The sequence below is a fragment of the Variovorax sp. SG517 genome, assembly GCF_013376045.1.
In the GTDB taxonomy this organism is placed as follows: domain Bacteria; phylum Pseudomonadota; class Gammaproteobacteria; order Burkholderiales; family Burkholderiaceae_C; genus Variovorax.
Genome location: NZ_JABMJG010000005.1, coordinates 432,902 through 459,320 on the forward strand (window position 1 = coordinate 432,902; position 26,419 = coordinate 459,320).

The 26,419-nt window shown below is 68.3% G+C and carries 17 protein-coding genes; 9 read left to right on the forward strand and 8 right to left on the reverse strand.

The features are described 5' to 3' along the window. Position 1: 1 nt before the first annotated feature. The 6 genes from FHT32_RS17895 to FHT32_RS17920 all read right to left on the reverse strand — a co-directional run bounded on the left by FHT32_RS17895 (position 2) and on the right by FHT32_RS17920 (position 12,147). On the reverse strand, positions 2 to 2,485 hold the full coding sequence (locus FHT32_RS17895; RefSeq protein WP_176665944.1) for a glycogen/starch/alpha-glucan phosphorylase: 2,484 nt from the start codon (positions 2,483 to 2,485) through the stop codon (positions 2 to 4). Positions 2,486 to 2,508: 23 nt separating this feature from the next. Beyond that, a complete protein-coding gene (glgA, locus tag FHT32_RS17900; RefSeq protein WP_176665945.1) occupies positions 2,509 to 3,981 on the reverse strand; it encodes a glycogen synthase GlgA in 1,473 nt (490 codons plus the stop codon). Between the two features lie 10 nt (positions 3,982 to 3,991). Next, a complete protein-coding gene (glgC, locus tag FHT32_RS17905) occupies positions 3,992 to 5,320 on the reverse strand; it encodes a glucose-1-phosphate adenylyltransferase (protein WP_176665946.1) in 1,329 nt (442 codons plus the stop codon). A gap of 118 nt (positions 5,321 to 5,438) precedes the next feature. Further along, positions 5,439 to 7,535 carry a glycogen debranching protein GlgX gene (gene glgX, locus FHT32_RS17910; protein WP_176665947.1) on the reverse strand — a complete coding sequence of 699 codons (2,097 nt, stop codon included), beginning with the start codon at positions 7,533 to 7,535 and terminating at the stop codon, positions 5,439 to 5,441. Between the two features lie 745 nt (positions 7,536 to 8,280). Further along, complete coding sequence (gene glgB, locus FHT32_RS17915) at positions 8,281 to 10,452, reverse strand: 1,4-alpha-glucan branching protein GlgB (protein ID WP_176665948.1); 2,172 nt, start codon at positions 10,450 to 10,452, stop codon at positions 8,281 to 8,283. 18 nt (positions 10,453 to 10,470) lie between these two features. Then, a complete protein-coding gene (locus FHT32_RS17920) occupies positions 10,471 to 12,147 on the reverse strand; it encodes an alpha-amylase family glycosyl hydrolase (protein WP_176665949.1) in 1,677 nt (558 codons plus the stop codon). Positions 12,148 to 12,297: 150 nt separating this feature from the next. On the opposite strand from FHT32_RS17920, the gene FHT32_RS17925 reads away from it, so the two are divergent. The 3 genes from FHT32_RS17925 (at position 12,298) to FHT32_RS17935 (ending at position 14,943) form a co-directional block, all read left to right on the forward strand. Further along, complete coding sequence (locus FHT32_RS17925; protein WP_176665950.1) at positions 12,298 to 13,785, forward strand: NAD(P)-binding domain-containing protein; 1,488 nt, start codon at positions 12,298 to 12,300, stop codon at positions 13,783 to 13,785. Continuing rightward, a complete protein-coding gene (locus FHT32_RS17930; RefSeq protein ID WP_176665951.1) occupies positions 13,782 to 14,285 on the forward strand; it encodes a CMD domain-containing protein in 504 nt (167 codons plus the stop codon). Before FHT32_RS17925 ends, FHT32_RS17930 begins: the two co-directional genes overlap by 4 nt. 61 nt (positions 14,286 to 14,346) lie before the next feature. After that, positions 14,347 to 14,943, forward strand: a complete 597-nt coding sequence (locus tag FHT32_RS17935; protein WP_176665952.1) for a peroxidase-related enzyme — start codon at positions 14,347 to 14,349, stop codon at positions 14,941 to 14,943. Here FHT32_RS17935 and FHT32_RS35425 read toward each other — a convergent pair. Together FHT32_RS35425 and FHT32_RS17945 are read right to left on the reverse strand one after the other, a co-directional pair. Next, the gene (locus FHT32_RS35425; protein ID WP_176665953.1) at positions 14,938 to 16,017 is read right to left on the reverse strand and encodes an NAD/NADP-dependent octopine/nopaline dehydrogenase family protein; all 1,080 of its coding nucleotides are present in this window, start codon (positions 16,015 to 16,017) and stop codon (positions 14,938 to 14,940) included. The two genes, FHT32_RS17935 and FHT32_RS35425, sit on opposite strands and share 6 nt — an antisense overlap. A 117-nt stretch (positions 16,018 to 16,134) precedes the next feature. Then, positions 16,135 to 17,109, reverse strand: coding sequence for a tripartite tricarboxylate transporter substrate binding protein (locus FHT32_RS17945; protein WP_176665954.1), 975 nt, complete (start codon positions 17,107 to 17,109; stop codon positions 16,135 to 16,137). Positions 17,110 to 17,269: 160 nt separating this feature from the next. Between FHT32_RS17945 and leuS the strand changes: the two genes are divergently transcribed. From leuS to FHT32_RS17975, 6 genes are all read left to right on the forward strand, one after another. Beyond that, complete coding sequence (gene leuS, locus FHT32_RS17950) at positions 17,270 to 19,900, forward strand: leucine--tRNA ligase (RefSeq protein WP_176665955.1); 2,631 nt, start codon at positions 17,270 to 17,272, stop codon at positions 19,898 to 19,900. Positions 19,901 to 19,935: 35 nt separating this feature from the next. After that, complete coding sequence (gene lptE / locus FHT32_RS17955; protein WP_176665956.1) at positions 19,936 to 20,457, forward strand: LPS assembly lipoprotein LptE; 522 nt, start codon at positions 19,936 to 19,938, stop codon at positions 20,455 to 20,457. 19 nt (positions 20,458 to 20,476) lie between these two features. After that, complete coding sequence (gene holA, locus FHT32_RS17960) at positions 20,477 to 21,550, forward strand: DNA polymerase III subunit delta (RefSeq protein WP_176665957.1); 1,074 nt, start codon at positions 20,477 to 20,479, stop codon at positions 21,548 to 21,550. A gap of 85 nt (positions 21,551 to 21,635) precedes the next feature. Continuing rightward, complete coding sequence (locus FHT32_RS17965; RefSeq protein ID WP_176665958.1) at positions 21,636 to 22,928, forward strand: glutamate-5-semialdehyde dehydrogenase; 1,293 nt, start codon at positions 21,636 to 21,638, stop codon at positions 22,926 to 22,928. A 119-nt stretch (positions 22,929 to 23,047) separates the two neighbouring features. Next, positions 23,048 to 24,379 (forward strand): glutamate--cysteine ligase, encoded by a 1,332-nt coding sequence (gene gshA / locus FHT32_RS17970; RefSeq protein WP_176665959.1) that lies wholly within the window; start codon positions 23,048 to 23,050, stop codon positions 24,377 to 24,379. Positions 24,380 to 24,547: 168 nt separating this feature from the next. Continuing rightward, complete coding sequence (locus FHT32_RS17975; RefSeq protein ID WP_176665960.1) at positions 24,548 to 26,416, forward strand: potassium transporter Kup; 1,869 nt, start codon at positions 24,548 to 24,550, stop codon at positions 26,414 to 26,416. Positions 26,417 to 26,419: the final 3 nt, after the last annotated feature.

Here is a 26,419-nt window from a genome sequence, read left to right on the forward strand (position 1 = left end):
GCTACCCCAGCACCACTGGCTTCGTATGCCAGATCTCGTGCGCGTACTGCGCGATCGTCCTGTCCGACGAGAACACCCCCATCCCCGCCACGTTGAGGATCGCCTTGCGCGTCCACGCGTCCGAGTCGCGGTAGAGCGCGTCGACCTCCGCCTGCTTCGCCACGTAGCTCGCGTAGTCGGCCAGCAGCAGGTAGTGGTCGCCCCAGTTCACCAGCGCGTCGTAGATGCCCTGGTAGCGCGACGGTTCGCCCGGGGAGAAGGCGCCGTCGCGGATCGCGTCCAGCACGCGCTTGAGCTCGGCGTTCTCCTCGTAGATCTCGCGCGGCTGGTAGCCGCGCGCGCGGATGTCGGCCACCTCGGGCGTGGTGTTGCCGAAGATGAAGATGTTCTCGGGCTCCACGCTCTCGCGCATTTCCACGTTCGCGCCGTCCAGCGTGCCTATGGTGAGGGCGCCGTTGAGCGCGAACTTCATGTTGCCGGTGCCCGACGCTTCCGTGCCCGCCGTGGAAATCTGCTCCGACAGGTCGGCCGCCGGCATGATGATCTCCGCCAGGCTCACGCTGTAGTTCGGCAGGAACACCACCTTCAGCAGCTTGCCCACGCGCGTATCGGCGTTGATGGTGGCCGCCACGTCGTTGATGAGCCTGATGACCAGCTTGGCCATCGCATAGGCCGACGCCGCCTTGCCCGCGAACACCACCACGCGCGGCACCATGTCGATGGCCGTGCCTGCGGCCTGCGCGTCGAGGATGCGGTGGTAGCGCGTCACCACGTGCAGCACGTTGAGCAGCTGCCGCTTGTATTCGTGGATGCGCTTGACCTGCACGTCGAACATCGCGTCCGTGTCGATGTCGATCTTCAGGTGCTGCTCCACCCAGTTGGCCAGCCGCAGCTTGTTCTCGCGCTTGGCGTGGCGGAAGGCGCGCACGAAGGCCGGCTGCGCGGCCATGGGCTTGAGCGCCTCCAGCTGCGAGAGGTCGCGCCGCCAGCCCTTGCCGATGCGCTGGTCGAGCAGCGCTGCCAGCGGCGGGTTGGCCTGCGCCAGCCAGCGCCTGGGCGTGACGCCGTTGGTCTTGTTGTTGAAGCGCTCGGGAAAGATCTTCGCGAAGTCCGAGAAGATCGACTGCTTCATCAGCTCCGAATGCAGCCCCGACACGCCGTTGACCGAATGGCTCGCGAGCACCGCCACATAGGCCATGCGCACGCGCCGTTCGCCGGCCTCGTCGACCAGCGAGAGGCGGCGCATCAGCTCCACGTCGTTGCCCACCTTCTGCGTGACCGTGGCAAGGAACTTCGCGTTGATGTCGTAGATGATCTGCAGGTGCCTCGGCAGGATGCGCCCCAGCATCTCCACCGGCCAGGTCTCCAGCGCCTCGTGCATCAGCGTGTGGTTGGTGTAGCTGAACACCTTCTGCGTGTGCGCCCAGGCCACGTCCCACGCGAGGCCGTGCTCGTCGAGCAGGAGGCGCATGAGCTCGGGCACTGCCAGCACGGGGTGCGTGTCGTTCAGGTGGATGCTGACCTTCTCGGAGAGCTGGTCGAAGGTCTTGTGGTTGCGCAGGTAGCGGCGCAGCAGGTCCTGCACGCTGGCGCTGCAGAAGAAGTACTCCTGGTGCAGGCGCAGCTCGCGGCCCGAGGGCGTGGAGTCGTCGGGGTAGAGCACGCGCGAGACGTTCTCCGAGTGGTTCTTGCTCTCCACCGCCTGCATGTAGTTGCCGCGGTTGAAGGCCGAGAGGTCGATTTCCTCCGTGGCGCGCGCCGACCACAGCCGCAGCGTGTTGGTGGCCTGCGTGCCGTAGCCGGGGATGATGGTGTCGTAGGCCACCGCCAGCACGTCGTGCGTGTCGACCCAGTCGGCCGCGCCGCTCGGCACGTTGGCGCCCTCGCGCTTCTGCACGTGGCCGCCGAAGCGCACGCGGTAGTTCACCTCGGGCCGCTGGAACTCCCACGGGTTGCCGCGCGTGAGCCAGTAGTCGGGCGTCTCCACCTGCTGGCCGTCGACGATGCGCTGGCGGAACATGCCGTACTCGTAGCGGATGCCGTAGCCCATGCCCGGCACGCCCAGCGTGGCCATCGAATCGAGGAAGCAGGCCGCCAGCCGCCCCAGGCCGCCGTTGCCCAGCGCCGCATCGGGCTCGCGCTCGGACAAGGCCGCCATGTCCACGCCGAAGTCGGCCAGCGCCTCGCGCACGGTGTCGTACAGGTCCACCGCCAGCAGCGCATTGGTGAAGGTGCGCCCGATCAGGAACTCCATCGACAGGTAGTAGACGCGCTTGAGGTCCTGCGCGTAGTTGGCGCGCGTGGTCATCATCCAGCGCTCGACCAGCTGGTCGCGCACCGCCTGCGAGGTGGCGTTGAGCCAGTCGTCCTGGCTGGCCGCGACCGGGTCCTTGCCGACCGCGTAGATCAGCTTGTTGGCCACGGCGCGCTTGAAGGCCGCGACGTCGCGGTCGGGGTGGTCGTAGGCGAAGTCTTTGATCGTCATGGGAACGCTCCCGGGTTGTTCATCTATTGCTGGATGCTCTGGCGGTAGACATCGATGTACTGCGCCGCCGCCGTGGCCCAGTCGGCCGGACGGCGCATGGCGTTGCCGCGCACGCGGCGCCAGTCGGGCGCGCGCTCGTGGAGGGCGAAGGCGCGGCGCACGGCGCGTTCGTAGTCGGCCACCTCGAAGCGGTCGAACACGAAGCCGGTGGCCTCGCCGCTGGCCAGGTCTTCCAGCGAGCTGTCGACCACCGTGTCGGCCAGCCCGCCCACGCGCCGCACCAGCGGCAGGGCGCCGTACTTGAGGCCGTACATCTGCGTGAGGCCGCAGGGCTCGAAGAGCGAGGGCACCAGCGTCACGTCGCCGGCGCCGAACATCTGGTGGGCCAGCGCCTCGTTGTAGCCGATGGTCACGGCCACCGACTGCGGCGCGGCCGCCGCGCGCTGGCGGAAGGCTTCCTCCAGCCAGGCCTCGCCGCTGCCCAGCAGCGCGAGCTGGCCGCCCTGGGCGAGCAGCGCGTCGAGCCCGCCGAGCACCAGGTGCAAGCCCTTCTGCTCGGTGAGCCGGCTCACGACGATGAAGAGCGGCGCGTCCGGCCGTTCGGCCAGGCCCAGCTGGTGCTGCAGCACCGACTTGCATCGTGCCTTGCCGGCCATGTGGCGGCCTTCGGGCGTGTGGTAGCCCTGGATCAGCGCCGTGTCCGTGGCGGGGTTCCAGACCTTGTCGTCGACCGCGTTGAGGATGCCGCTCAAGACCGCGCTGCGCTGGCGCAGCAGGCCGTCGAGCCCGCAGCCCTGCTCGGGCGTCTGGATCTCCAGCGCGTAGGTCGGGCTCACCGTGGTGAGCCGGTCGGCGAAGTACAGGCCGCCCTTCATGAACGAGACCTGGCCGTGGTACTCGAGGCCGTTCATCTGGAACGCGGCGCCCGGCAGGCCCAGCTCCGGAAAGTGCCACGGCGCGAAGATGCCCTGGTAGGCCAGGTTGTGCACGGTGAAGACGCTGCCCACGCGCGGGCCTCCGGCCTGCCGCGCGAAGTGCAGGTAGGCCGGCGCGAGCGCGGCGTGCCAGTCGTGCGCATGCACCACCTCGGGCTGCCACTGCGGATCGAGCCCCTGCGCCAGCTGCGCCGCCGCCCAGCCGAGCAGCGCGAAGCGGCGGTGGTTGTCGCCGTAGGGCTGGCGCGAGATGTCCTCGTAGGGGTTTCCGGGCCGGCCGTAGAGTGCCGGCGCGTCGATCACGTAGGCCGGGATGCCCGGCGTGCCGTCGATGTCGATGTGCCCGAGCCGCAAGCCGAAGCCTTCGCCCCAGGGGGCGGTGAAGGCGGCCACCGGCGCGAGGTCGCGAACGCCGGCCACGATGGCCGGAAAGCCCGGCAGCAGCACGCGCGCGTCCTGCCCTTCGGCAATGAGCGCCAGGGGCAGGGCGCCGGCGATGTCCGCCAGGCCGCCGGTCTTGAGGAGGGGAAAGAGTTCTGCGCTGACCTGGAGGATTCGCATCGTAGGGGGATCAGGCTGCAGCCAACCGTTTGAGCATCTCGCGGGTGACCAGGACGACGCCGTTCTCGGTCCGTTCGAAGCGCGCGGCATCCGCCTCGGCGTCTTCGCCGATCACCATGTCCTCCGGTATGACGCAGGCGCGGTCGATCACCACGCGGTTCAGCCGCGCGCCGCGGCCGACTTCCACGTCGGGCAGCAGCACGGCCTCGTTGATCTCGCAGAAGGAATGCACGCGCACGCCCGAGAACAGCACCGAGCTGCTCACCTTAGAGCCCGACACGATGCAGCCGCCCGAGACGATGGTGTTGACCGTCATGCCGTGCTGGCCGTTGCGGTCGAGCACGAACTTGGCCGGCGGCAGCTGCCGCTGGTAGGTCCAGATGGGCCAGTCCGTGTCATAGATGTCGAGTTCCGGGGTGATGGAGGCCAGGTCGAGGTTGGCTGCCCAGAATGCATCAATCGTGCCCACGTCGCGCCAGTAGGTCTTGGCCTCGGGTCCGCGCGAGGCCCGCGTGACGCACGACATGCCGAACGGGTGGGCCAGCGCACGGCCCTGGGCCACGGCGCGGGGAATGATGTCCTTGCCGAAGTCGTGGCTCGAATTCGGATTGGCGTTGTCTTCCTCCAGCAGCTGGTAGAGGTACTCGGAGTCGAACACGTAGATGCCCATGCTCGCCAGTGCGATGTCGGGCTTGCCGGGCATGGCGGGCGGGTCGGCGGGCTTCTCGAGGAAGTCGGTGATCTGGCGGCCGTCGTCCACGGCCATCACGCCGAAGGCCGTGGCCTCCATGCGCGGCACCTCGATGCAGCCGACCGTGCAGCCCAGGCCGTGCTCGGCGTGGTCCTTCACCATCAGCGAGTAGTCCATCTTGTAGATGTGGTCGCCGGCCAGCACCACCACGTAGTCGTGCTTGGTGGATCGGGTCTGGATGATGTCCAGGTTCTGGAACACCGCGTCGGCCGTGCCGCGATACCAGTGCTCGTCGCCCACGCGCTGCTGGGCGGGCAGCACGTCGACCATCTCGTTGAGCTCCGCGCGCAGGAAGCTCCAGCCGCGCTGCAGGTGGCGCATGAGCGAGTGCGACTTGTACTGCGTGACCACCGCCATGCGCCGGATGCCCGAATTCAGGCAGTTGGACAGCGCGAAATCGATGATGCGGAACTTGCCGCCGAAGTACACCGCCGGCTTGGCGCGCCGGTCGGTCAGCTGCTTGAGGCGGGAGCCGCGCCCGCCGGCCAGCACCAGCGCGATGGTGCGGCGCACCAGTTGATGGGCCTGCAGCTCCTGCTGTTGTGGGGGCTGCGGTAGTTGCTGCGCTTGCGGTGTGGGGTTGTCCATCCTGAAGTCTCCGTTCGTTGGTATGTTGGCTGGCCGGAATGCGCCGTCGGATACGCCGTCAGATTTACGCCGTCAGAGTTTCTGCATCGAGACTAGCACCGCGCCGTGCGGCTGGCTTCTACGTTCTTGCAATCCCGATGCTCGAGAAAGGCACCTGCAGCGCATCGGCCAGCGCCTGGCCCTCCGCGTTGTCCGGATCGCTTTCGGGATCGCTGGACAGGCAAAGGCGCCACGCGCTCGCCGGCAGCGTGAACGCCACGGCTTCGGGGCCCGCGTTCACCATCACCAGCCATGAGCTTCCATCGCCGCCTTTTTCTTCTTCTGCATGGCAGAAGTGGATTGCAAGGGCCGTGCCCGTGCTCCAGTCGGCGGGCGTCATCGGCTCGCCGTCGGGGCGCAGCCAGCGGATGCCGGGGGAGCCTCCGGGCGGCGGCTCGGCCGGCCACCAGCGCGTGCTGCGCAGGGCGGGGGCCTCGCGGCGCAGCGCGGCGAGGCGCGCGATGAAGGCGCTCATGCGCGCCGCGTCGCCGCCGGGCGCGGAGGTGCCGATCCACGCGAGCCAGGTGGTCTCGTTGTCCTGGCAGTAGGCGTTGTTGTTGCCCTGCTGGCTGTGGCCCAGCTCGTCGCCGGCCAGCAGCATCGGCGTGCCCTGCGACAGCATCAGCGTGGCGAGCAGCGCGCGCCGCAGGCGGGTGCGCAGCGCCAGCACCGCGGGGTCGTCGCTCGGGCCCTCGACGCCGCAGTTGTTGCTGAGGTTGTGGCCGTGGCCGTCGCGGTTGTCCTCGCCGTTGGCGAGGTTGTGGCGCTCGTCGTAGCTCACCAGGTCGCGCAGCGTGAAGCCGTCGTGCGCGGTGATGAAGTTGACGCTCGCCGTCGGCGCGCGGCCATGGTGCGCGAACTCGGTGCTGGAGGCCGTGAAGCGATGCGCGAAGTCGCCCAGGCCGGCGCGGTCGTCGGCATGCGCCTGCCGCAGCCAGAAGCCGCGCTGCGTGTCGCGGTAGCGGTCGTTCCATTCGAGCCAGCCGGGCGGGAACCCGCCGAGGCGGTAGCCGCCGGGGCCGATGTCCCAGGGCTCGGCGATCAGCAGGGTGCGCGACAGCACCGGGTCTTGCGCGATGGCGGCGAAGAAGGGCGCGCGCGGATCGAAGCCGCGCTGCGCGTCGGCGCGCCCGAGGACAGGGGCGAGATCGAAGCGGAAGCCGTCGACGCCCATCTCGCAGGCCCAGAAGCGCAGGCTGTCCATCACCAGCTGCAGCACGCGCGGTTCGCCGAGGTTCAGGCAGTTGCCGGTGCCGGCCCAGTTCTCGTAGAGCGAGCGGTCGTCTTCGCGCAGGTGGTAGTAGAGCGCGTTGTCGATGCCGCGCATCGACAGCGTCGGGCCGAGCTCGTCGCTCTCGGCGCTGTGGTTGTAGACCACGTCGATCACCAGCTCCATGCCGCGCGCGTGGATCGCGTCGGCCATCGCGCGGAACTCGCCCGCGGGCGTGGTGCCGGGGCGGCCGCTCCAGTAGCGCGCCTCGGGCGCGAACCAGCCGATGGTGTTGTAGCCCCAGTAGTTGCTCAGGCCCATACGCAGCAGGCGGGGCTCGTCGGCGCGGTGCTGCACGGGCATGAGGCTCAGGGTGGTGACGCCCAGGCGCTGGAGGTGGTCGAGCACGGCGGGCTCGGCGAGGCCGGCGTAGGTGCCGCGCAGCGGTGCGGGGACTGCGGGGGTGAGCTTGGTCTGGCCCTTGACGTGGAGTTCGTAGAGGACGCGGTCGCCTGGGGCGATGCGGGCGTGGCCTGCGGTTGCCGGGGTGGGAGGGTTTGCCACCCGGGCCTTGAGGGCGACTGCTGCGTTGTCTCGGGGGTCTCTTTTTTCCGGGTTCGCGGGGTCGTGGCCGAGGAAGAGGTCGCTGCCGTCGTAGGTGCCTGTGATTTCGCGGGCGTAGGGGTCGAGGAGGAGCTTCGATGGATTGAAGCGGTGGCCTGTTTTCGGATTCCAGGGGCCGTGGACTCGGTAGGCGTAGATGAGGCCTGGCTTGCCGCTGGGGAGGTGGGCGTGCCAGATGCCGTCTGTTTGTTCTTTCAGGCTCAGGCGTTGTTGTTCGTTTTTGCCTGTGGTGTCGAAGATGCACAGGTCCACGGCTTCTGCCGTCGGAGCTGCGAGAGCGAAGTTGACGCCTTGTTGTGACGCGGTTGCGCCTAGGGGGTAGGGCTTGCCTGGGCTCAGCATCTTGTTTGTTCTTTGTGAGGTTTGCTTCCCGAGGCCGGGACTCGCCCCGGCAGGCGACCTACTTTTCTTTGCTTCGCCAAAGAAACGTAGGCAAAAGAAAGGCGACCCTACTGTCTGCGACCCCTTCGCTGCGCTACGGGGCAACCTGCGGTGCTCGCGTTTCGCGGGGTCTCGCAGAACTCGCTTCGCTCAAACAGCTGCGAGCCCTTATCCGCGAAACGCTGCGCTCCTCGGCGCAGCCAGAGGGGAGGGGGAACGGGCGGGCCATCGCTGCGCTCGGCCACCAAGGCACGGCAGGCGCTTCGCGCCTGCCGTGCTTGGAATGAGACGGTGGGATGTTGGGGCCGTGAGGTCGTTGGACCTGTGTGCGATAACAGGTGCGCGTTGCTGAGGACGAGAGCATGTGAACAAGTTGGTGACCCACATCCTCGGCCGAGCGAAGCGAAGGCCAGTCCAGGCTGTTCAAGAAGCCGAGCGAAGCGATGGCGCGGGGCGCTCCCTTCTGGCTGCGCCGAGGAGCGCAGACGTAGGAGGGATAAGGGCCGCAGCTGTTTGAGCGCAACGCAGTGGAGCGAGTTCTGCGGACCCCCTCCTACGTCGAGCACCGCAGGTTGCCCGTAGCGAAGCGAAGGGACGCAGACAGTAGGGTCGCCTTTCTTTTGCCTACGTTTCTTTGGCGAAGCAAAGAAAAGTAGGTCGGCCGCCGGGCCGAGACCCGGCCTCGGGAAACAAACCAAACAAACCCTCAAACCAGCACCCACATCAAGGTACCCAACGGAGGCAAATCGATCAAAACCGAATCCGCCTTTCCATGCCAGGCAACAGGAGAGCTTTCAACAACCCCGTTCCCCACACCACTACCCCCATAAACCACCCCATCCGTATTGATGACCTCCCGGTAGGACCCGGCAGAAGGCACCCCCAACCGATACCCCCGCCGAGGCACAGGCGTGAAGTTGCAAACCACAACAACAAACGCCCCATCGCGAGCCCGCCGCACAAACGCAAACACCGACTGATCCGAGTCGTCATGCACAACCCACTCGAACCCCCGCCCCTCATGGTCGAGCTCATGCAGCGCCGGAAAGTGCCGATAAACGTTGTTCAGATCCCGCACCAGCCGTCGAACCCCCTGGTGCGACGCATGCTCCAGCAGATGCCAATCCAGGCTGCGATCCGCATTCCACTCCGCGTACTGCGCGAACTCGCCACCCATGAACAGCAGCTTCTTCCCCGGATAGGCCCAGAGGTACCCATACAGGTTGCGCAACCCCGCGAACTTCTGCCACTCGTCGCCGGGCATGCGCCCGATCATCGAGCCCTTGCCGTGCACCACCTCGTCGTGCGACAGCGGCAGCACGAAGTTCTCGCTGTGCGCGTACATCAGGCCGAAAGTGATCTGCCGGTGGTGATGCTTGCGGTAGACCGGATCGGTGCCGGCATACGCCAGCGTGTCGTTCATCCAGCCCATGTTCCACTTGTAGTGGAAGCCCAGGCCGCCGTCCTCGGGCGGCCGGGTCACGCCGGGAAAGCTGGTCGATTCCTCCGCGATGGTCACGGCGCCGGGCCGCTCGACGCCGACCACGCGGTTCATGCGGCGCAGGAATTCGATGGCCTCCAGGTTCTCGCGGCCGCCGAGTGCGTTGGGAATCCATTCGCCCGACTTGCGGCTGTAGTCGCGATACAGCATCGACGCCACCGCATCGACGCGCAGGCCGTCGACGCCGTAGCGCTCCAGCCAGTACAGCGCATTGCCGACGAGGTAGTTGCGGACCTCCGTGCGCGCGTAGTTGAAGATCAGCGTCTGCCAGTCGTTGTGGAAGCCCTCGCGAGGATCGGCGTATTCGTACAGCGCGGTGCCGTCGAATCGGCCCAGGCCGTGCGAATCGGTGGGGAAGTGCGCGGGCACCCAGTCGAGGATCACGCCCAGCCCGGCCGCGTGCGCGGCCTCGACGAAATGTCGGAAGTCGCCCGGCGTACCGAAGCGCGAGGTGGGCGCGTAGAGGCCGATGGGCTGGTAGCCCCACGAGCCGTCGAAGGGGTGCTCGCTCACGGGCAGCAGCTCGATGTGCGTGAAGCCCATGTCGCGCGCGTACGGCACGAGGGTGTCGGCCAGCTCGCGGTAGTCCAGCCACTCGTGTCCGTTCTTCCGGCGCCAGGAGCCCAGGTGCACCTCGTAGATGCAGATGGGCGCGTCGCGTCCGTTCGCGGCGGAGCGGCCCTCGGGCATCTTCACGGGCGCGGGCAGGGGCTGCACCACGCAGGCGGTGTCGGGACGCAGCTGCGCCGAGAAGGCGAAGGGGTCGGCCTTGCGCAGCACCTCGCCCTGCGCCGACAGGACCTCGAACTCGTAGCTGTCGCCCACGGACACGTGCGGCGCGAAGATCTCCCACACGCCGCACTCGCGGCGCAGCCGCATCATGTGGCGCCGGCCGTCCCAGTTATTGAAGCTGCCGACGACCGACACGCGCCTCGCGTTCGGCGCCCAGACCGCGAAGGCCACGCCCTTCACGCCGTCGATCTCGCGCAGGTGCGCGCCCAGCCGCTCCCACGGACGCAGGTGCGTGCCCTCGGCCAGCAGCCACACGTCGGTCTCGCCCAGCACGAACGGAAAGCGGTAGGGGTCTTCGAGCCGCGAGGTGTGGGTGTCCCAGTCGACCTGGAAGGAATAGCCCATGCGCGCCTCGGCGGCCGGCACGAGGCCGCTGAAGAGGTCGGATTCGGGATGGCGCGTGAGTATCGACAGCGGCCAGCCGGTGCGCGAATGCACCACCGCCACGTGCTGCGCGCCGGGCAGCAGAGCGCGCACGACCAGGCCCTCGGGCGTCTCGTGCGGGCCGAGCACGGCGAATGGGTCGCCGTGCTCGGCGTGCATCAGCGCGTGGATTTCGGACTCTGGCAGCGGTTTGAGGGGCATGGTGGTCGGGGCTCGGCTTCAACCTTCCCCGGCAGGCGCGCCGAAGAAGACGCCATATGGCGCCAATTGCAGCATGCGCTTTCCGTCTGAGGTGTGGATGACGGAGGTCGCCGCCAGCGGCTGTCCGACAAGAGGCGCCGGTCCGTCCGGTAACGGCATCGACACGGGCTCGCCGTCGAAGTTGAAGATCGCCTGCAGCGAGGAAGCGCCGTCGCCGTGCCGCTCGAAGTGGAGCAGCTGCGGCGCCGGCGCGTCGAAGAAGCGGATGGCGCCGGTGCGCAGCAGCGGCTGGGTGCGCCGCCAGTGCAGCAGGGTGCGGCTGAAGGCGAGCATCGAGTCGGGGTCGGTGGCCTGGCGCTCGATGGCCAGCGGCAGGTGCGGGCCGTACACCGGCAGCCAGGGCGTGCCGGTGGTGAAGCCGCCGTGGGGTGCTTCAGGCGTCCACGGCATCGGCGTGCGGCAGCCGTCGCGGCCCTTGAACTCGGGCCAGAAGGCGCGGCCGTACGGGTCCTGCAGCAGTTCGAAGGGCACCTCGGCCTCGGGCAGGCCCAGTTCCTCGCCCTGGTAGATGCTGGCGCTGCCGCGCAGCGAGAGCAGCAGCGCAAGCCAGAGCCGGTCGCGCCGGGTGTCGGGCGCGCCGCCGCCGCTCCAGCGGGTGGCGACGCGCGGCACGTCGTGGTTCGACACCGCCCAGCAGCCCCAGCCGCTCGTGTGCGCGAGCGCGCTGTCGAGCGCCTCGACCTGGTGGCGCAGGTGCGCGGGGCTGTGGCCGGCCGTCAGCAGGCTGAAGCTGTAGGCCAGGTGCAGGCGCTTGCCGAGCTCGGTGTACTGGGCCATGACTGGCGGCGCGTTCTCGTCGCCGACTTCGCCCAGTGCCACCGCGCCGTACTCGTCGAGCAGCCGGCGCAGCCCTTCGAGGAACGCCAGGTTCTCGTGCTGGCTCTTGTCGTACAGGTGCTGCTGCATCGCGTACGGGTTGTCGGCACGCACCGTGCTGACCTCGCCGATCGAGGCCAGCGAGGCTGGCGGGTTGTCGCGCAGCAGCGCGTCGTGGAACTGGTGGTTGCAGGCGTCGAAGCGGAAGCCGTCCACCCCGCGCTCGCACCAGAAGCGCACCTCGCCCAGCAGCGCCTCCTGCACCTCGGGGCAATGGAAGTTCAGGTCGGGCTGCTCGGCCAGGAAGCTGTGCAGGTAGTACTGGCGCCGGCGCGAGTCCCACTGCCAGGCCGAGCCGCCGAAGACCGACAGCCAGTTGTTCGGCGGCGTGCCGTCGGGCTTGGGGTCGGCCCAGACGTACCAGTCGGCCTTGGGGTTGTCGCGCGAAGACCGGCTTTCGGCGAACCAGGCGTGCTGGTCGGAGGTGTGCGAGAGCACCTGGTCGATGACCAGCTTCAGGCCCAGTTCGTGCATCCGCGCCAGCATGGCGTCGAAGTCGGCCAGCGTGCCGAAGAGCGGATCGACCGCGCGGTAGTCGGACACGTCGTAGCCGAAGTCCTTCATCGGCGAGCGGAAGAAGGGCGAGACCCAGATCGCATCGACACCGAGGCTGGCCACGTGCTCCAGCCGGGACGTGATGCCCGGCAGGTCGCCGATGCCGTCGCCGTCGCTGTCCATGAAGCTGCGCGGGTAGATCTGGTAGATCACCGCGCCGCGCCACCATTCGCTGTTGCTGCCGTCGGTTTTGCTGCTGGCCATGCGGGGTCCCTGTGGTCTGAAATCATTGTGGCATGCGAAATCCGGGCCAGTGGGGCCGGTGGAACCGGTGACGCGGCCATGCGGGGCGGCGCAGCAGGGCGTGGGGCTTCGCGAAGCTTTCTACACTGGACGCCGTTCCCGGTTTTCAAAATGACGATTCCAGATCCCGTTCCCCCATCTTCATCCCTGGCCGCGCTCGAGGCCCGGCTCGCCCAGGACCTCGCCTACCTCGGCTGGCCCGCACGCAGCTGGATGCCGCCGCGGCAGGCCGCCGACGGCGACACCATGATCGACGTGGCCATCGTCGGCGGCGGGCAGGCCGGCCTGGCCGCCTGGGTGGCGCTGGCGCAGCTGGGCATCCGCGCCGTGATCTTCGACCGCTCCCCCGCCGGCAGCGAAGGCCCCTGGGCCACCACGGCCCGCATGGAGACGCTGCGCTCGCCCAAGGAACTCACCGGTCCCGCGCTGGGCCTGCCCGCGCTCACCTTCCGCGCCTGGTTCGAGGCCCAGTTCGGGCTGGAGGCGTGGACCGCAATGGACAAGATCCCGCGCCTGCAGTGGATGGACTACCTCGTCTGGTACCGCCGCGTGATGAACGTGGACGTGCGCAACGGCATGGCCGTGACCGCCGTGCAGCCGCTGCCCGACGCGACCGGCGTGCGCCTCGAACTGCGCTCGAGCGATGGCGAACGCAGCAGCGTGCTGGCGCGCCGTCTGGTGCTGGCCACCGGGCGCGACGGCCTCGGCGGTCCGGCGGTGCCGGCCTTCGTGAACGCCCTGCCGCGCTCGAAGTGGGCCCATTCCTCCGACGAGATGGACTACGGCAAGCTCAAGGGCCTGCGCGTGGGCGTGATCGGCGCGGGCTCCTCGGCCATGGACAGCGCGGCCACCGCGCTCGAAGCCGGCGCTCACAGCGTCGAACTGCTGATCCGCCGCGCCGACCTGCCGCGCGTCAACAAGGGCAAGGGCGCGGGCGTGCCCGGCCTCACGCAGGGGCACTACGACCTGCCCGACGAGCTCAAGTGGCGCATCCGGCACTACATCAACGTGCTGAACGTGCCGCCGCCGCACGGCAGCACGCTGCGGGTGTCGCGCCATCCCAATGCCTTCTTCAACTTCGGCTGCCCGGTGCTGTCGGTCGAGCCGAGGGGCGAGGGGATGGTGGTGTCGACGCCCAAAGGCGATTTCGAATTCGACTTCCTGATCGTCTCCACCGGCTTCAAGGTCGACTGGCCGAACCGCCCCGAGTTCGCCGCCATCGCGCCCCACGTGCGCACCTGGAAGGACCGCTTCACGCCCGCCCCCGGCGACGAAGACCAGGAACTGTCCGACTCGCCCGATCTCGGCCCCGCCTTCGAATTCAAGGAGCGCTCGCCCGGCGAATGCCCGGGGCTCGCGCGCATCCACTGCTTCTGCTATCCGGCGGCGCTGTCGCACGGCACGGTTTCGGGCGATATCCCGGCCATCAGCGACGGCGCCAGGCGGCTGGCCGGCGGCATCGCGAGCCTGTTCTACCGCGAGGACTTCGACCAGCACTGGGCCTACCTGCAGGAGTTCGCAGAGCCGGAGCTCTTCGGCGACGAATGGACGCCCGCACTGCCGCCCAAAGAAAGAAATGGAGAAGAAACCGAACCATGACAAGCACTACCGATGTGATCGATGCCGTCGTCCCCCTGGCGCCGGACCAGCCCACCTGGACGCTGCGCCGCCAGCGCGAGAAGGTGCTGGCCGCGACGCAGGGCAGCTACGACGCGATGTTTTCCCCTTCCGTCGAGGGCATCTCGGTGACCGAGCGGCTGTTCGTGGCGCTGCACGCCTGCCGCGTCTCGAAGGCCGGCAGCCTGGCCGAGCACTACCGCGACCGGCTCGTGGCCGAAGGCGCCGATGCGACCGCGGTCGCGGCGGTCGATGCTGGCAAGCCCGTGGCCGGCGCGCGCCTGCAGGCCATGCTGGCCTTCACCGGAAAGCTGATCGAGCGTCCCATCGAAGGCGATGAGGCCGCCGTGCAGTCGCTGGCCGAAAGCGGCCTGTCGACGCCGGCCATCGTGGCGATGAGCCAGCTGATCGCTTTTCTGTCGTACCAGATCCGCGTCGCCGCGGGGCTGAAGGCGCTGGCCGCGCTGGAGGCGACGGCATGAGCGCCGCGCCGGGCCGCCCCAAGCAAGCTCGCACCGCAGTGCGAAGCACGAAGGTATTCCAATGAACACACCGATCCGCATCAAGGGCTTCACCAACGAAGTGCTCAAGTGGAAGCCGTGGCTCGACACGGTGGACGTCGACACCGCCACGCCCGAGCAGCTCGCGGCGCTGGACGAGATGAGCCCGCAGGCGCGCACCTCGCCCTACTTCCTGGTGCTGGCGCACCAGCCCGAGATCCTGCTGCAGCGCTCCATCGCCTTCAACGCGATCATGTTCGCGCCGGGCGGCATGCCGCGCGCCGAGCGCGAGCTGGGCGCCACGGTGGAGTCGCGCGTCAACGGCTGCGTGTACTGCGCCTCGGTGCATGCGCAGCGCTTCGAGCAGCTGGCCAAGCGCAACGACGTGATTTCGCAGGTGTTCGAGGAGCCCGAGGGCGCCGGCACCACGGATCGCGAGAAGGCCATCGTCGAGTTCTCGATCCGCCTGGGCGCCGAGCCCGACAAGGTCTCGGCCGACGACGTGCGCAAGCTCAAGGACGTGGGGCTGGGCGAGCTGGAGATCCTCGACCTGATCCACTCGGTGGCCATCTTCGCCTGGGCCAACCGGCTGATGCTCAACCTCGGGGAGCCGGTGTTCCCCGAGGCTGAGGCTTCATAGGCGGGCGAGCAGGCCCGCGACGGTTTCGCGGGTCAGGCCCAGCGGCTCGATCAGGTCGTTCTCGCGGCGGTAGTTGATGTCGTTGACCAGCGAGGCTGCGTCCACGATGGTCCGCGTGGCCGGCGTCGGCACGCCGGCGATGGCGCCCAGCGCCTCGACGAAGGCCAGGCCGTAGGGCATGTCCTCGCTCACATAGCGCGTGTCCGTCTGCGTGGGACCGGGCGGGCCGCCGCGCTTGGCGTGCAGTTCGGCGGCGATGTCGGCGAGCTTCTCGGACGTGGTGCCGAAGGAGCGCGCGAAGTGCGCCTCGATGGGGCCGAGCTCGATGCCGAAGGCGGCTGCCACGGCGCGGCGCTCGGCATCGAGCGCCTCGATCGCGCGCGACACGCCGGGCGTCATGCAGTGGTACTGCGGCCAGTTCTCGGCGCGCTCGATGCGCGTCCAGTTGAAGACCGCGAGCGGCCCGTGCGACTGCGGGTTGACGTTGGCCAGGGCGCTGGCGAGTGCGCTGCCCTGCGCCGAGAAACCTTCGCCGAAGAGATCGGTGCACAGCGCGACAGCTTCGTCGATCCGGGCGCCGGGCAGCGCGGAGACGCCGACCGCCTTGCGCCGCGTCATCACGCGGACCTGCGTGGCGGAGTCGCGGCGCGCCGTCAGCACGGTGGTGCCGAAGCTGGCGACGGTGAGCCGCTGCAAACCCGCGCGCACCGCGGCCTCGTGCAGGTAGAGCGAGGACAGCGAGGCCATCGAGCTGACGATGACCGTCTGGCCATCGCGCAGGAAGGGCAGCAGCGCGTCAATCACGCGCCTGTGGCCGTTGACCGGCAGGGCGATCAGCAGCACGTCGGAGGCGGCGCAGAGCCCGGCTGCGTCGTCGGCGACCTCGACGCTCACCGAAAACGACTCGATGCCGCCGGCCTCCAGCGGCTGCGTGCGCAGTGCATCCGCGCCCCGGCCGCCCGGCGACCAGATCGTGACGCCATGGCCCGCCCGCCGCAGCCATGCCGCGCTGGCCAGCGCGATCGCTCCGGCGCCGGCGATGCCGACGCGATGCCGCTTCGCCGCGACCGTCACAGGCGCATCCCCATTCGTGAACACCGTGGAACCGGCTTTGCCGGGCCACCGGTGTTGCCCCCGGCGAGGGGGTTGGCGAAGCGACACGAAGTGCGCGAAGCCTGGGGGAGAGCCAAGCTATTCAACCTTGATCCCACCCTGTTTGATGACCTTGGCCCAGCGCTGGCTGTCTTCTGTGACGACTTTGCCCAGCGCAGTCGCGCCCCCGCAGGTGTTGACCGCACCCAACTGGGCGAAGCGCTGCTTCGTCTCCGGCAGGTTGCACACCTCGACCAGCGCCGCGGAAAGCTTCTCGACGCTCGCCGCCGGCATGCGCGCGGGCGCCATCACGCCGACCCAGACCGGCACTTCCATGCCCGGCAGGCCCGTCGCCTCGCCGATGGTCGGGGCCGAGCCCATGCTCGGCAGCGCGGCGCGCGAGAAGGTACCCAGCACGCGGGCCTTGCCGCTGGCGACCATCGGCTCGATCGAGGCCACGCTGGTCACGATGGTCGCCACCTGGCCGCCGAGCAGGTCGGTGAGGGCCGGCGCGGCGCCGCGGTAGGGCACGTGCAGCAGGTTCACGCCGCTGGCCTGGGCCAGCAGCGCACCGGTCAGGTGCGAGACGGTGCCGTTGCCGGTCGAGGCGTAGGTCACCTGGCCGGGCCTGGCCTTGGCGTCGCGCAGCACGTCGGCCACCGTCTTGTAGGGGCTTTCGGCGCGCACCGAGAGTGTCATGGGGGTGTCGGCCACCAGGGCGACCGGCACCAGCTCGTGGACCGGGTCGTAGGGCAGCTTGGCCTGGAGGTGGGGCGCGATGGTTACCGCACCGCCCGTGGCCAGCAGCACCGTGGCCCCGTCGGTCGCCTTGGCCACCGCGTCGGCGGCCACGATGCCGCCGGCGCCGGCCTTGTTGTCGATGATGACCGGCTGGCCGAGCTTGTCGGTGAGCTTGGCGCCCAGGTAGCGGGCGATGACGTCCTGCGCGCCGCCGGTGGCGAAGGGCACGACGATGCGCAGGGGCTTGTCGTTCTGCTGGGCCCAGACGGAGGTGGCGGCAAGGCCGGCGGCGGCCGCGAAGGCCAGGGCGAGGTGTTTGAGGCGCAGTTTCATGTTGCTCTAGGGGGCGCGGAAAGCCTGCCGGGCGGCAGGCGTTACCCGCGCAACACGCAGGTTACGTGCCCCGAGTCTAGAGTCTGCGGGCCGGGGCCTTGCCCGGGCGCGATAATCCCGCGTTCCCGGCCGCCTTGCGCCGGGCTCTTGCCGAACCGCCATGAATCCCAGCTACAAACCCAGCGACGTCGAGTCCGCTGCCCAGGCGCAATGGAGCGCCGCCGATGCCTACCGCGTCACCGAGGACGCGAGCCGCAAGAAGTACTACGCCTGCTCGATGCTGCCGTACCCCAGCGGCAAGCTGCACATGGGCCACGTGCGCAACTACACGATCAACGACATGCTCACGCGCTACCTGCGCATGAGCGGCTACAACGTGCTGATGCCCATGGGCTGGGACGCCTTCGGCCTGCCGGCCGAGAACGCGGCGCTGAAGAACGGCGTGCCGCCGGCCAAGTGGACCTACGAGAACATCGCCTACATGAAGGGCCAGCTCCAGGCCATGGGCCTGGCCATCGACTGGAGCCGCGAGATCGCCACCTGCGACCCCAGCTACTACAAGTGGAACCAGTGGCTGTTCCTGAAGATGCTCGAAAAGGGTATTGCCTATCGCAAGACCCAGGTCGTCAACTGGGACCCGGTCGACCAGACCGTGCTGGCCAACGAGCAGGTGATCGACGGCAAGGGCTGGCGCACCGGCGCCACGGTCGAGCGCCGCGAGATCCCGGGCTACTACCTGAAGATCAGCGACTACGCCGAGGAACTGCTCGAGCACACCCAGCACAAGCTGCCGGGCTGGCCCGAGCGCGTCAAGCTGATGCAGGAGAACTGGATCGGCAAGAGCGAGGGCGTGCGCTTCGCCTTCACGCACGACATCAAGGGTGCTGACGGCAAGCTGATCCAGGACGGCCGCATGTACGTGTTCACCACGCGTGCCGACACCATCATGGGCGTGACCTTCTGCGCGGTGGCGCCCGAGCACCCGCTGGCCGCGCACGCCGCCACGCTCGACCCCAAGGTCGCGGCCTTCATCGAGGAGTGCAAGAGCGGCGGAACCACCGAGGCCGAGCTGGCCACGCAGGAGAAGAAGGGCGTGCCCACCGGCCTGACGGTGACGCACCCCATCACCGAGGAGCAGGTGCCGGTGTGGGTCGGCAACTACGTGCTGATCAGCTACGGCGACGGCGCCGTGATGGGCGTGCCTGCTCATGACGAGCGCGATTTCGCCTTCGCCAACAAGTACGGCATCGAGATCATCCAGGTGGTGCTGGTCGACGACGAGCCGCACTTCGACTATCACAAGTGGCAGGACTGGTACGCCGACAAGCAGCGCGGCGTGACCATCAACTCCGACAACTTCAGCGGCATGAGCTACAAGGAGGCAGTGGCCGCCGTGGCGCACGCGCTGGGCCAGAAGGGCCTGGGCGAGCTGCAGACCACCTGGCGCCTGCGCGACTGGGGCGTGAGCCGCCAGCGCTACTGGGGCACGCCGATCCCGATCATCCATTGCGAAGAGCACGGCGCGGTGCCCGTCCCGGAGAAGGACCTGCCGGTGGTGCTGCCCACCGACTGCGTGCCCGACGGCTCGGGCAACCCGCTGCACAAGCACGAAGGCTTCCATGCCGGTGTGGTCTGCCCCGTGTGCGGCAAGCCCGCGCGGCGCGAGACCGACACGATGGACACCTTCGTCGACTCGTCGTGGTACTTCATGCGCTACTGCGACCCGAAGAACGACGAAGCCATGGTGGCCGGCGGCGCCGACTACTGGATGCCGATGGACCAGTACATCGGCGGCATCGAGCACGCCATTCTTCACCTGCTGTACGCGCGCTTCTGGACCAAGGTGATGCGCGACCTGGGCCTGGTGAAGGCCGACGAGCCCTTCAGCAAGCTGCTGACGCAGGGCATGGTGCTCAACCACATCTTCTATTCGCGCAACGAGAAGGGCGGCAAGGACTACTTTCCGCCTTCCGAAGTCACGCCCGTGCTCGACGCCCAGGGCCGCATCGTCGGCGGCACCACCGCCGACGGCACGAAGGTCGAGTACGGCGGCGTTGGCAAGATGGGCAAGAGCGAGCGCAACGGCGTCGACCCGCAGGACCTGATCGAGAAGTACGGCGCCGACACCGCGCGGCTGTACACCATGTTCACCGCGCCGCCCGAAGCCACGCTCGAGTGGAACGATGCGGCCGTCGAAGGCAGCTACCGCTTCCTGCGCCGCGTGTGGAACTTCGGCGTCTCGCAGGCCGACGTGGCCCCGGTGGCCATCGCCGGCCAGGCCTTCGGCAAGAACGCCCAGGCGCTGCGCCGCGAGGTGCACACCGTGCTGCGCCAGGTCGACTACGACTACCAGCGCATGCAATACAACACGGTGGTGTCCGGCGCGATGAAGCTGCTGAACGCGCTGGAAGGCTTCAAGCCCGACGGCAGCGCGGGCGACGCCGCGGCGGTGCGCGAGGGCTTCGGCATCCTGCTGCGCTGCCTGTACCCGGCCACGCCGCACATCGCGCAGCAGCTTTGGAACGAGCTCGGCTACGACAAGGACTTGGGCGGCCTGCTCGACGCGCCCTGGCCCACTGTCGACGTAGGCGCGCTGGTGCAGGACGAGATCGAGCTCATGCTGCAGGTCAACGGCAAGCTGCGCGGCAAGCTCAGCGTGCCGGCAGGCGCCTCGAAGGACGAGATCGAGAAGCTCGCGCTGGCCTGCGACGACTTCGTCGCGTTCGCCGAGGGCGCGCCGGCCAAGCGGGTGATCGTGGTTCCGGGCCGCCTGGTCAACGTGGTCATCTGAAACGCCGGACGAACGGCTCAATCAACCAAGCAAGCATGAACATTCGCAATGTCTCGCTGCCGCGCCGCGGCTTCCTTGTCGGCCTGACGGCGGCCGGCGCTTCGCTGGGCCTGGCCGGCTGCGGCTTCGAGCTGCGCAAGGCGCCCGTCTTTGCGTTCAAGTCGCTGTCGGTGTCGGGCAACTCGGCCATGATCAACCAGATCCGGCGCGAGCTGCGGGCCACGGGCACCGTGACCGTGCTGCCGCCGGAGGATGCGTCCAAGGCGGACGTCATCCTGGAGGTCCTGGGCGAGGACCGCAACCGCATCGTGATCTCGACCAATTCGGCCGGCCTGGTGCGCGAGCTGCAGCTTCAGCTGAAGGTGCGCTTCCGGCTGCGCACACCGGCCGGCAAGGACTTGCTGACCGCCGGAGACGTTTCGCAGACGCGCGACCTGAGCTTCAACGAGACCAACGCGCTGGCCAAGGAGGGCGAGGCCGACCTGCTGTTCCGCGACATGCAGTCGGACATCGCGCAGCAGCTGATGCGCCGGCTGGCGGCAGTCAAGCAGCTCTGAGTCCGGTTTCTTCGCGTCCATGCAACTTGCCAGCGCACAGCTCGCGGCCCATCTGCAGAAGGGCCTGAAGCCGCTCTACACGATCCACGGCGACGAGCCGCTGCTCGCGCAGGAGGCGGCTGACGCCATCCGCGCGGCAGCGCGCGCGCAGGGCTACACCGAGCGCAGCTCGTACACCGTAGCCGGCGCGCACTTCGACTGGAGCGCGGTGCTCGCGGCCGGGGGCTCGCTCTCGCTGTTCGCCGACAAGCAGATCGTCGAAATCCGCATTCCTTCAGGCAAGCCCGGCAAGGACGGCAGCGCGGCCCTGCAGCAGCTGGCCGAGTCGGCGCCCGGCAACGACAGCACGCTCACGCTGGTGATGCTGCCCAGGCTGGACAAGGCCACGCGCACCGGCGCCTGGTTCTCGGCGCTGGAGAACAACGGCGCGAGCATCCAGGTCGACCCCATCGAGCGCAACGCGCTGCCGCAGTGGATCGCGCAGCGCCTGGGCCAGCAGGGCCAGCGCGTGATGCCCGGCGACGAGGGCCAGCGCACGCTGCAGTTCTTCGCCGATCGCGTGGAGGGCAACCTGCTCGCCGCGCACCAGGAGATCCAGAAGCTCGCGCTGCTGCATCCGGCGGGCGAACTGAGCTGGGAGCAGGTGGAAGGCGCGGTCAACAACGTGGCGCGCTACGACGTGTTCAAGCTCTCCGAAGCCGTGCTGGCCGGCAATCCGCAGCGCGTGGCGCGCATGCTCGACGGGCTGCAGGCCGAGGGCGAGGCCGAAGTGCTGGTGCATTACACGATCGCCGAGGACATCCGCGCCCTCAAGCGCGTGAAGGACGCCATGGCCTCGGGCCGCCCTCTGCCGATGGCGCTGCGCGAGAACCGCATCTGGGGTCCGCGCGAGCGCGCCTTCGAGCGCGTGCTGCCGCGCCTGGACGACCGCATGCTGGCGCGCCTGCTGCGCGCCGCGCACGTGGTGGACGGCATCGTGAAGGGACTGAAGCAGCCCGACTGGCCCGCCAGCGGCTGGCAGGCCCTGCAGCGGCTCGCGCTGATGCTGTGCCGCGCCTGCGGCGGTGCGGCCGGCGCCGCGCGGCGCGCCTGACCGGGCGGCCGGGGCGATCAGGACGGCTCCAGCCACCAAAAGACCTGCGCCAGCCGGTCCGGGGATGGCGTGGGAAAATACGCGGATGAACGCGTTCAATGTAAACGAACACATGCAGGCGCTCGGCCTGCAGGCCAAGACCGCCGCATTCCTCATGGCCCGTGCCGATGCGGCCAGCAAGAACAAGGCGCTGAAGGCGCTGGCCCGCCGGCTGCGAGAAGCCGGCCCGGTGCTTTCCGTCGCCAACCAGAAGGACCTGGAGCGCGCCACGGCCGCCGGCCTCTCGGCGCCGATGGTCGACCGCCTCAAGCTCACGCCCAAGGTCATCGAGACCGTCGCCCAGGGCTGCGAGCAGCTCGCCGGCATGGCCGACGTGATCGGCGAGATCATCGGCATGAAGCAACAGCCCAGCGGCATCCGCGTGGGCCAGATGCGCGTGCCGATCGGCGTGTTCGGCATGATCTACGAGAGCCGGCCCAACGTGACCATCGAGGCCGCGAGCCTGGCGATCAAGAGCGGCAACGCCGCCATCCTGCGCGGCGGCTCGGAGGCCATCGAGTCGAACAAGGCGCTGGCGCTGCTGGTGGCTGAGGCGCTGGCCGAGGCCGGCCTGCCGGTCGAGGCGGTGCAGCTGGTGCAGACCACCGACCGCGAGGCCGTCGGCCAGCTGATCGCCATGCCGGAATTCGTCGACGTGATCATTCCGCGCGGCGGCAAGGGCCTGATAGAGCGCATCAGCCGCGACGCCAAGGTGCCGGTCATCAAGCACCTGGACGGCAACTGCCACGTCTACGTGGACGACTCCGCCGAGTTCGACATGGCGCTGCGCATCGTCGACAACGCCAAGACCCAGAAATACAGCCCCTGCAATGCCGCCGAAGGCCTGCTGGTGTCGGCCGCGGTGGCCGAGGACTTCCTGCCCGAGATCGCCGCCATCTTCGCGGCCAAGGGGGTTGAGATGCGTTGCGATCCGGCGGCGGCGGCCATCCTGCGTGCAGACGCGGCACTCGACCCGAAGGCCAAGGTGGTCGACGCGGTCGAGTCGGACTGGTCGGAGGAATACCTAGCCGCGGTCATCAGCATCAAGGTGGTGGCCGGCGTGGACGAGGCCATCGCGCACATCAACCGCTATTCGAGCCACCACACCGACGCCATCGTCACGCGCGACCACGTGCACGCGCAGCGCTTCCTGCGCGAGGTCGATTCGGCCAGCGTGATGGTCAATGCGAGCACACGCTTCGCGGACGGCTTCGAGTTCGGGCTGGGTGCCGAAATCGGCATCAGCACCGACAAGTTCCATGCGCGCGGCCCGGTGGGCATCGAAGGACTGACCTCGCTCAAGTACGTGGTGCTGGGGCAGGGCGAAGTCCGGACCTGATGGACCTGATGAAAGCGGTCGGTCCGATGCGTCCGCGCGCGGCCTTGTCATTGGGGCGACCAGCCCCAAATCCTACAATTCCACTCCACCTTTAAGCACAAAACCAACAAGGCCGCTGCATGGTTCCGCATCTAGTCACCGCCCTGACCGGCCCGATCAACGAACTGGAGCAGCGGGTGCTCGACTCGATGCCCGCCATCGAGCGCTGGTTCCGGCTCGAGTGGATGGAGCACACGCCCCCGTTCTACAGCGCCGTCGACATCCGCAACGCGGGCTTCAAGCTGGCTCCGGTCGACACCAACCTGTTTCCGGGCGGCTGGAACAACCTCACCAAGGAAATGCTGCCGCTGGCGGTGCAGGCCGCGCAGGCGGCCATCGAGAAGATCTGTCCGGAGGCGCGCAACCTGCTCGTCATTCCGGAAAACCACTCCAAAAACACCTTTTACCTTGCCAACGTCGCGCAACTTGTGCGCATCTTCCACATGGCGGGGCTCAACGTGCGCATCGGGTCGATCGATCCGGCCATCAAGTCGCCCAAGAAGATCGAACTGCCCAACGGCGAGACAGTGACGCTCGAGCCCGTCGTGCGCAGCAAGCGCCGCCTGGGGCTCAAGAACTTCGATCCCTGCACAATTCTGCTCAACAACGAGCTTTCCGCAGGAACTCCCGGCATCCTCGAGGATTTGCACGAGCAGTACCTGCTGCCGCCGCTGCACGCGGGCTGGTCGGTGCGCCGCAAGAGCAACCACCTGCACAGCTACGAGGAGCTGTCGAAGCGCTTCGGCAAGCTGCTGGGCATCGACCCGTGGCTCATCAACCCGATCTATGCGCGCGCCGAGGGCGTCGACGTGGCCGAGGGCCGCGGCATCGACGTGCTCACGAGCCACGTGGACGCAGTGCTGACCAAGGTGCGCCGCAAGTACAAGGAATACGGCATCAACGAGAAGCCCTTCGTGGTCGTCAAGGGCGGCCACAGCGGAAGCGGCAGTCCGGGCGTGGTGACGGTGCGCGACGCCAAGGACGTGGAGGCGCTGATCGGCAAGCCGCGCGGCGGCGCCGGAGCCAGCGTTCCTGCGGCATCCGCCAGGAATGCCGCCGGCCGCGACCTGCGCGAGCCCACCGAACTGATCGTCCAGGAAGGCGTGCTCACCAACGAGCGCGTGCACAACGGCGTGGCCGAACCGGTGGTCTACATGATGGACCGCTACGTGGTCGGCGGCTTCTACCGGGTGCACGCCGAGCGCGCCGCCGACGAGAACCTGAAGCTGCCGGGCGCCAGCTTCGTGCCGCTGGCCTTTTCTGAAAGTGCGCACTTGCCACAGCCAGGCGCCAAGCCCGGCGCCAGTGCGCCGAACCGCTTCTACATGTACGGGGTGGTCGGACGGCTCGCCATGGTGGCCGCCAGCTACGAGATGGAAGCGACCGATCCGGACGCCGAAATCTACGAGTGATTCCCGGGGGCGGCTTGCGGCGATGGCCGCCGGCGGCAAAATAGCGGCCCCACAGCAAAGGAAACAAAAGGGCGGGAGGTCCTGCAGGTGGACTAAAGTTCACATCTGTCACACCCCCGGCGTGCCTGACGCGTCGAATCGCAGCCTGTCCCTTTTCCCATCGACTTCGTGTCAGCCCCCAAAAATCTCTCAGCCGGCCTGATCGTCGGCGCCATCGGCGTCGTCTATGGCGACATCGGCACCAGCGTGCTGTACGCCGTCAAGGAAGTGTTCGGCCACGGCCACGTGCCTTTCACCGTCGAGAACGTCTACGGCATCCTGTCGATGTTCTTCTGGACGCTCACCGTCATCGTCTCCATCAAGTACGTCGTGCTCGTGCTGCGGGCCGACAACGAAGGCGAGGGCGGCCTGGTCGCCATGCTGGCGCTGGCCTCGCGTGCGGTGCACGACAAGCCCAGGCTGCGCCACCTGCTGCTGGTGGTCGGCATCTTCGGCACTTCGCTCTTCTACGGCGACGGGGTCATCACCCCGGCCATCTCGGTGCTCTCGGCGGTCGAGGGCCTGGAGGTGGTGTCGCCGCACTTCACGCACTACGTCATTCCGCTCACGCTGGTCGTGCTGTTCTGCCTCTTCGTGGTGCAGAAGCGCGGCACGGCGGGCATCGGCAAGTTCTTCGGGCCGGTCACGCTGACCTGGTTCCTCGCGATCGCGGTGCTGGGCGTGTCGCAGATCCTGCACCACCCCGAGATCCTGAAGGCGCTGAACCCGTTCTACGCGCTGAAGTTCATGTGGGACAACCCCGGCACCAGCTTCATCCTGCTGGGCGCGACCGTGCTGTGCGTGACCGGCGCCGAGGCGCTCTACGCCGACCTCGGCCACTTCGGCAAGAGCCCGATCCGCATCGCGTGGTTCTCGGTGGTGATGCCGGCGCTCACGCTCAACTACTTCGGCCAAGGCGCGCTGCTGCTGGAGAACCCCGAAGCGGTGAAGAACCCCTTCTTCATGATGGCGCCCGAATGGGCGCTCATTCCGCTGGTGCTGCTGGCCACCGCCGCCACGGTGATCGCGTCGCAGGCCCTCATCACCGGCGCCTTCAGCGTCACGCGCCAGGTCATCCAGCTGGGCTACCTGCCGCGCCTGAACATCGAGCACACCAGCGTGCGCACGGCCGGCCAGATCTACATTCCGCTGGTCAACTGGGGCCTGTTCGTGGCCATCGTGCTGGCGGTGGTGATGTTCCGCTCGTCGAGCAGCCTGGCCGCGGCCTACGGTATCGCCGTGACCACCGACATGCTGATCACCACGGTGCTGACCTTCTTCGTGATCCGTTATGCGTGGAAGTTGCCGCTGGCGCTGTGCATCGGTTCCACCGCGCTTTTCTTCGTCGTCGACTTCCTGTTCTTCGCGTCGAACCTGCTCAAGCTCTTCGAAGGCGGCTGGTTCCCGCTGCTGATCGGCGGCTTCGTCTTCACGCTGATGATCACGTGGAAGGAAGGCCGACGCCTGATGGGCGAGGCGCAGCACGCCGACGCCATCGACCTGAAGTCCTTCCTCGACTCGGTGTTCGTAAGCCCGCCCGCGCGCGTCGACGGCACGGCGGTGTTCCTCACGGCCGAGCCGGGCGTGGTGCCCAACGCGCTGCTGCACAACCTCAAGCACAACAAGGTGCTGCACGAGCAGAACATGTTCGTCACCGTGCGCAACCACGAGGTGCCGTGGATCCCGATGGACAAGCGCATCGAGATCGAGGCACTGGGCCACCACTGCTGGCAGATCATCGTCCACTACGGCTTCAAGAACGACATCGACCTGCCCCGCGCCCTCGAGAACGCACGCATGCGCGGCTGTCAGCTGGAGCAGATGACGACGAGCTACTTCCTGTCGCGCGACGTGGTGATTCCCACGCTGGGCAGCGGCATGGCGCCGTGGCGCGAGAAGCTGTTCGCGCAGATGCACCACAACGCGAGCGGTGCGGCCGCCTTCCTGGGGCTGCCGAACAACGCGGTGGTGGAGCTGGGGTCGAAGATCGAGATCTGAGCC

Coding starts and splice junctions, on each gene's coding strand:
- FHT32_RS17895 (WP_176665944.1), bottom strand. CDS start 2,485: ATGACGATCAAAGACTTCGCCTACGACCACCCCGACCGCGACGTCGCG.
- glgA (WP_176665945.1), bottom strand. CDS start 3,981: ATGCGAATCCTCCAGGTCAGCGCAGAACTCTTTCCCCTCCTCAAGACC.
- glgC (WP_176665946.1), bottom strand. CDS start 5,320: ATGGACAACCCCACACCGCAAGCGCAGCAACTACCGCAGCCCCCACAA.
- glgX (WP_176665947.1), bottom strand. CDS start 7,535: ATGCTGAGCCCAGGCAAGCCCTACCCCCTAGGCGCAACCGCGTCACAA.
- glgB (WP_176665948.1), bottom strand. CDS start 10,452: ATGCCCCTCAAACCGCTGCCAGAGTCCGAAATCCACGCGCTGATGCAC.
- FHT32_RS17920 (WP_176665949.1), bottom strand. CDS start 12,147: ATGGCCAGCAGCAAAACCGACGGCAGCAACAGCGAATGGTGGCGCGGC.
- FHT32_RS17925 (WP_176665950.1), top strand. CDS start 12,298: ATGACGATTCCAGATCCCGTTCCCCCATCTTCATCCCTGGCCGCGCTC.
- FHT32_RS17930 (WP_176665951.1), top strand. CDS start 13,782: ATGACAAGCACTACCGATGTGATCGATGCCGTCGTCCCCCTGGCGCCG.
- FHT32_RS17935 (WP_176665952.1), top strand. CDS start 14,347: ATGAACACACCGATCCGCATCAAGGGCTTCACCAACGAAGTGCTCAAG.
- FHT32_RS17945 (WP_176665954.1), bottom strand. CDS start 17,109: ATGAAACTGCGCCTCAAACACCTCGCCCTGGCCTTCGCGGCCGCCGCC.
- leuS (WP_176665955.1), top strand. CDS start 17,270: ATGAATCCCAGCTACAAACCCAGCGACGTCGAGTCCGCTGCCCAGGCG.
- lptE (WP_176665956.1), top strand. CDS start 19,936: ATGAACATTCGCAATGTCTCGCTGCCGCGCCGCGGCTTCCTTGTCGGC.
- holA (WP_176665957.1), top strand. CDS start 20,477: ATGCAACTTGCCAGCGCACAGCTCGCGGCCCATCTGCAGAAGGGCCTG.
- FHT32_RS17965 (WP_176665958.1), top strand. CDS start 21,636: ATGAACGCGTTCAATGTAAACGAACACATGCAGGCGCTCGGCCTGCAG.
- gshA (WP_176665959.1), top strand. CDS start 23,048: ATGGTTCCGCATCTAGTCACCGCCCTGACCGGCCCGATCAACGAACTG.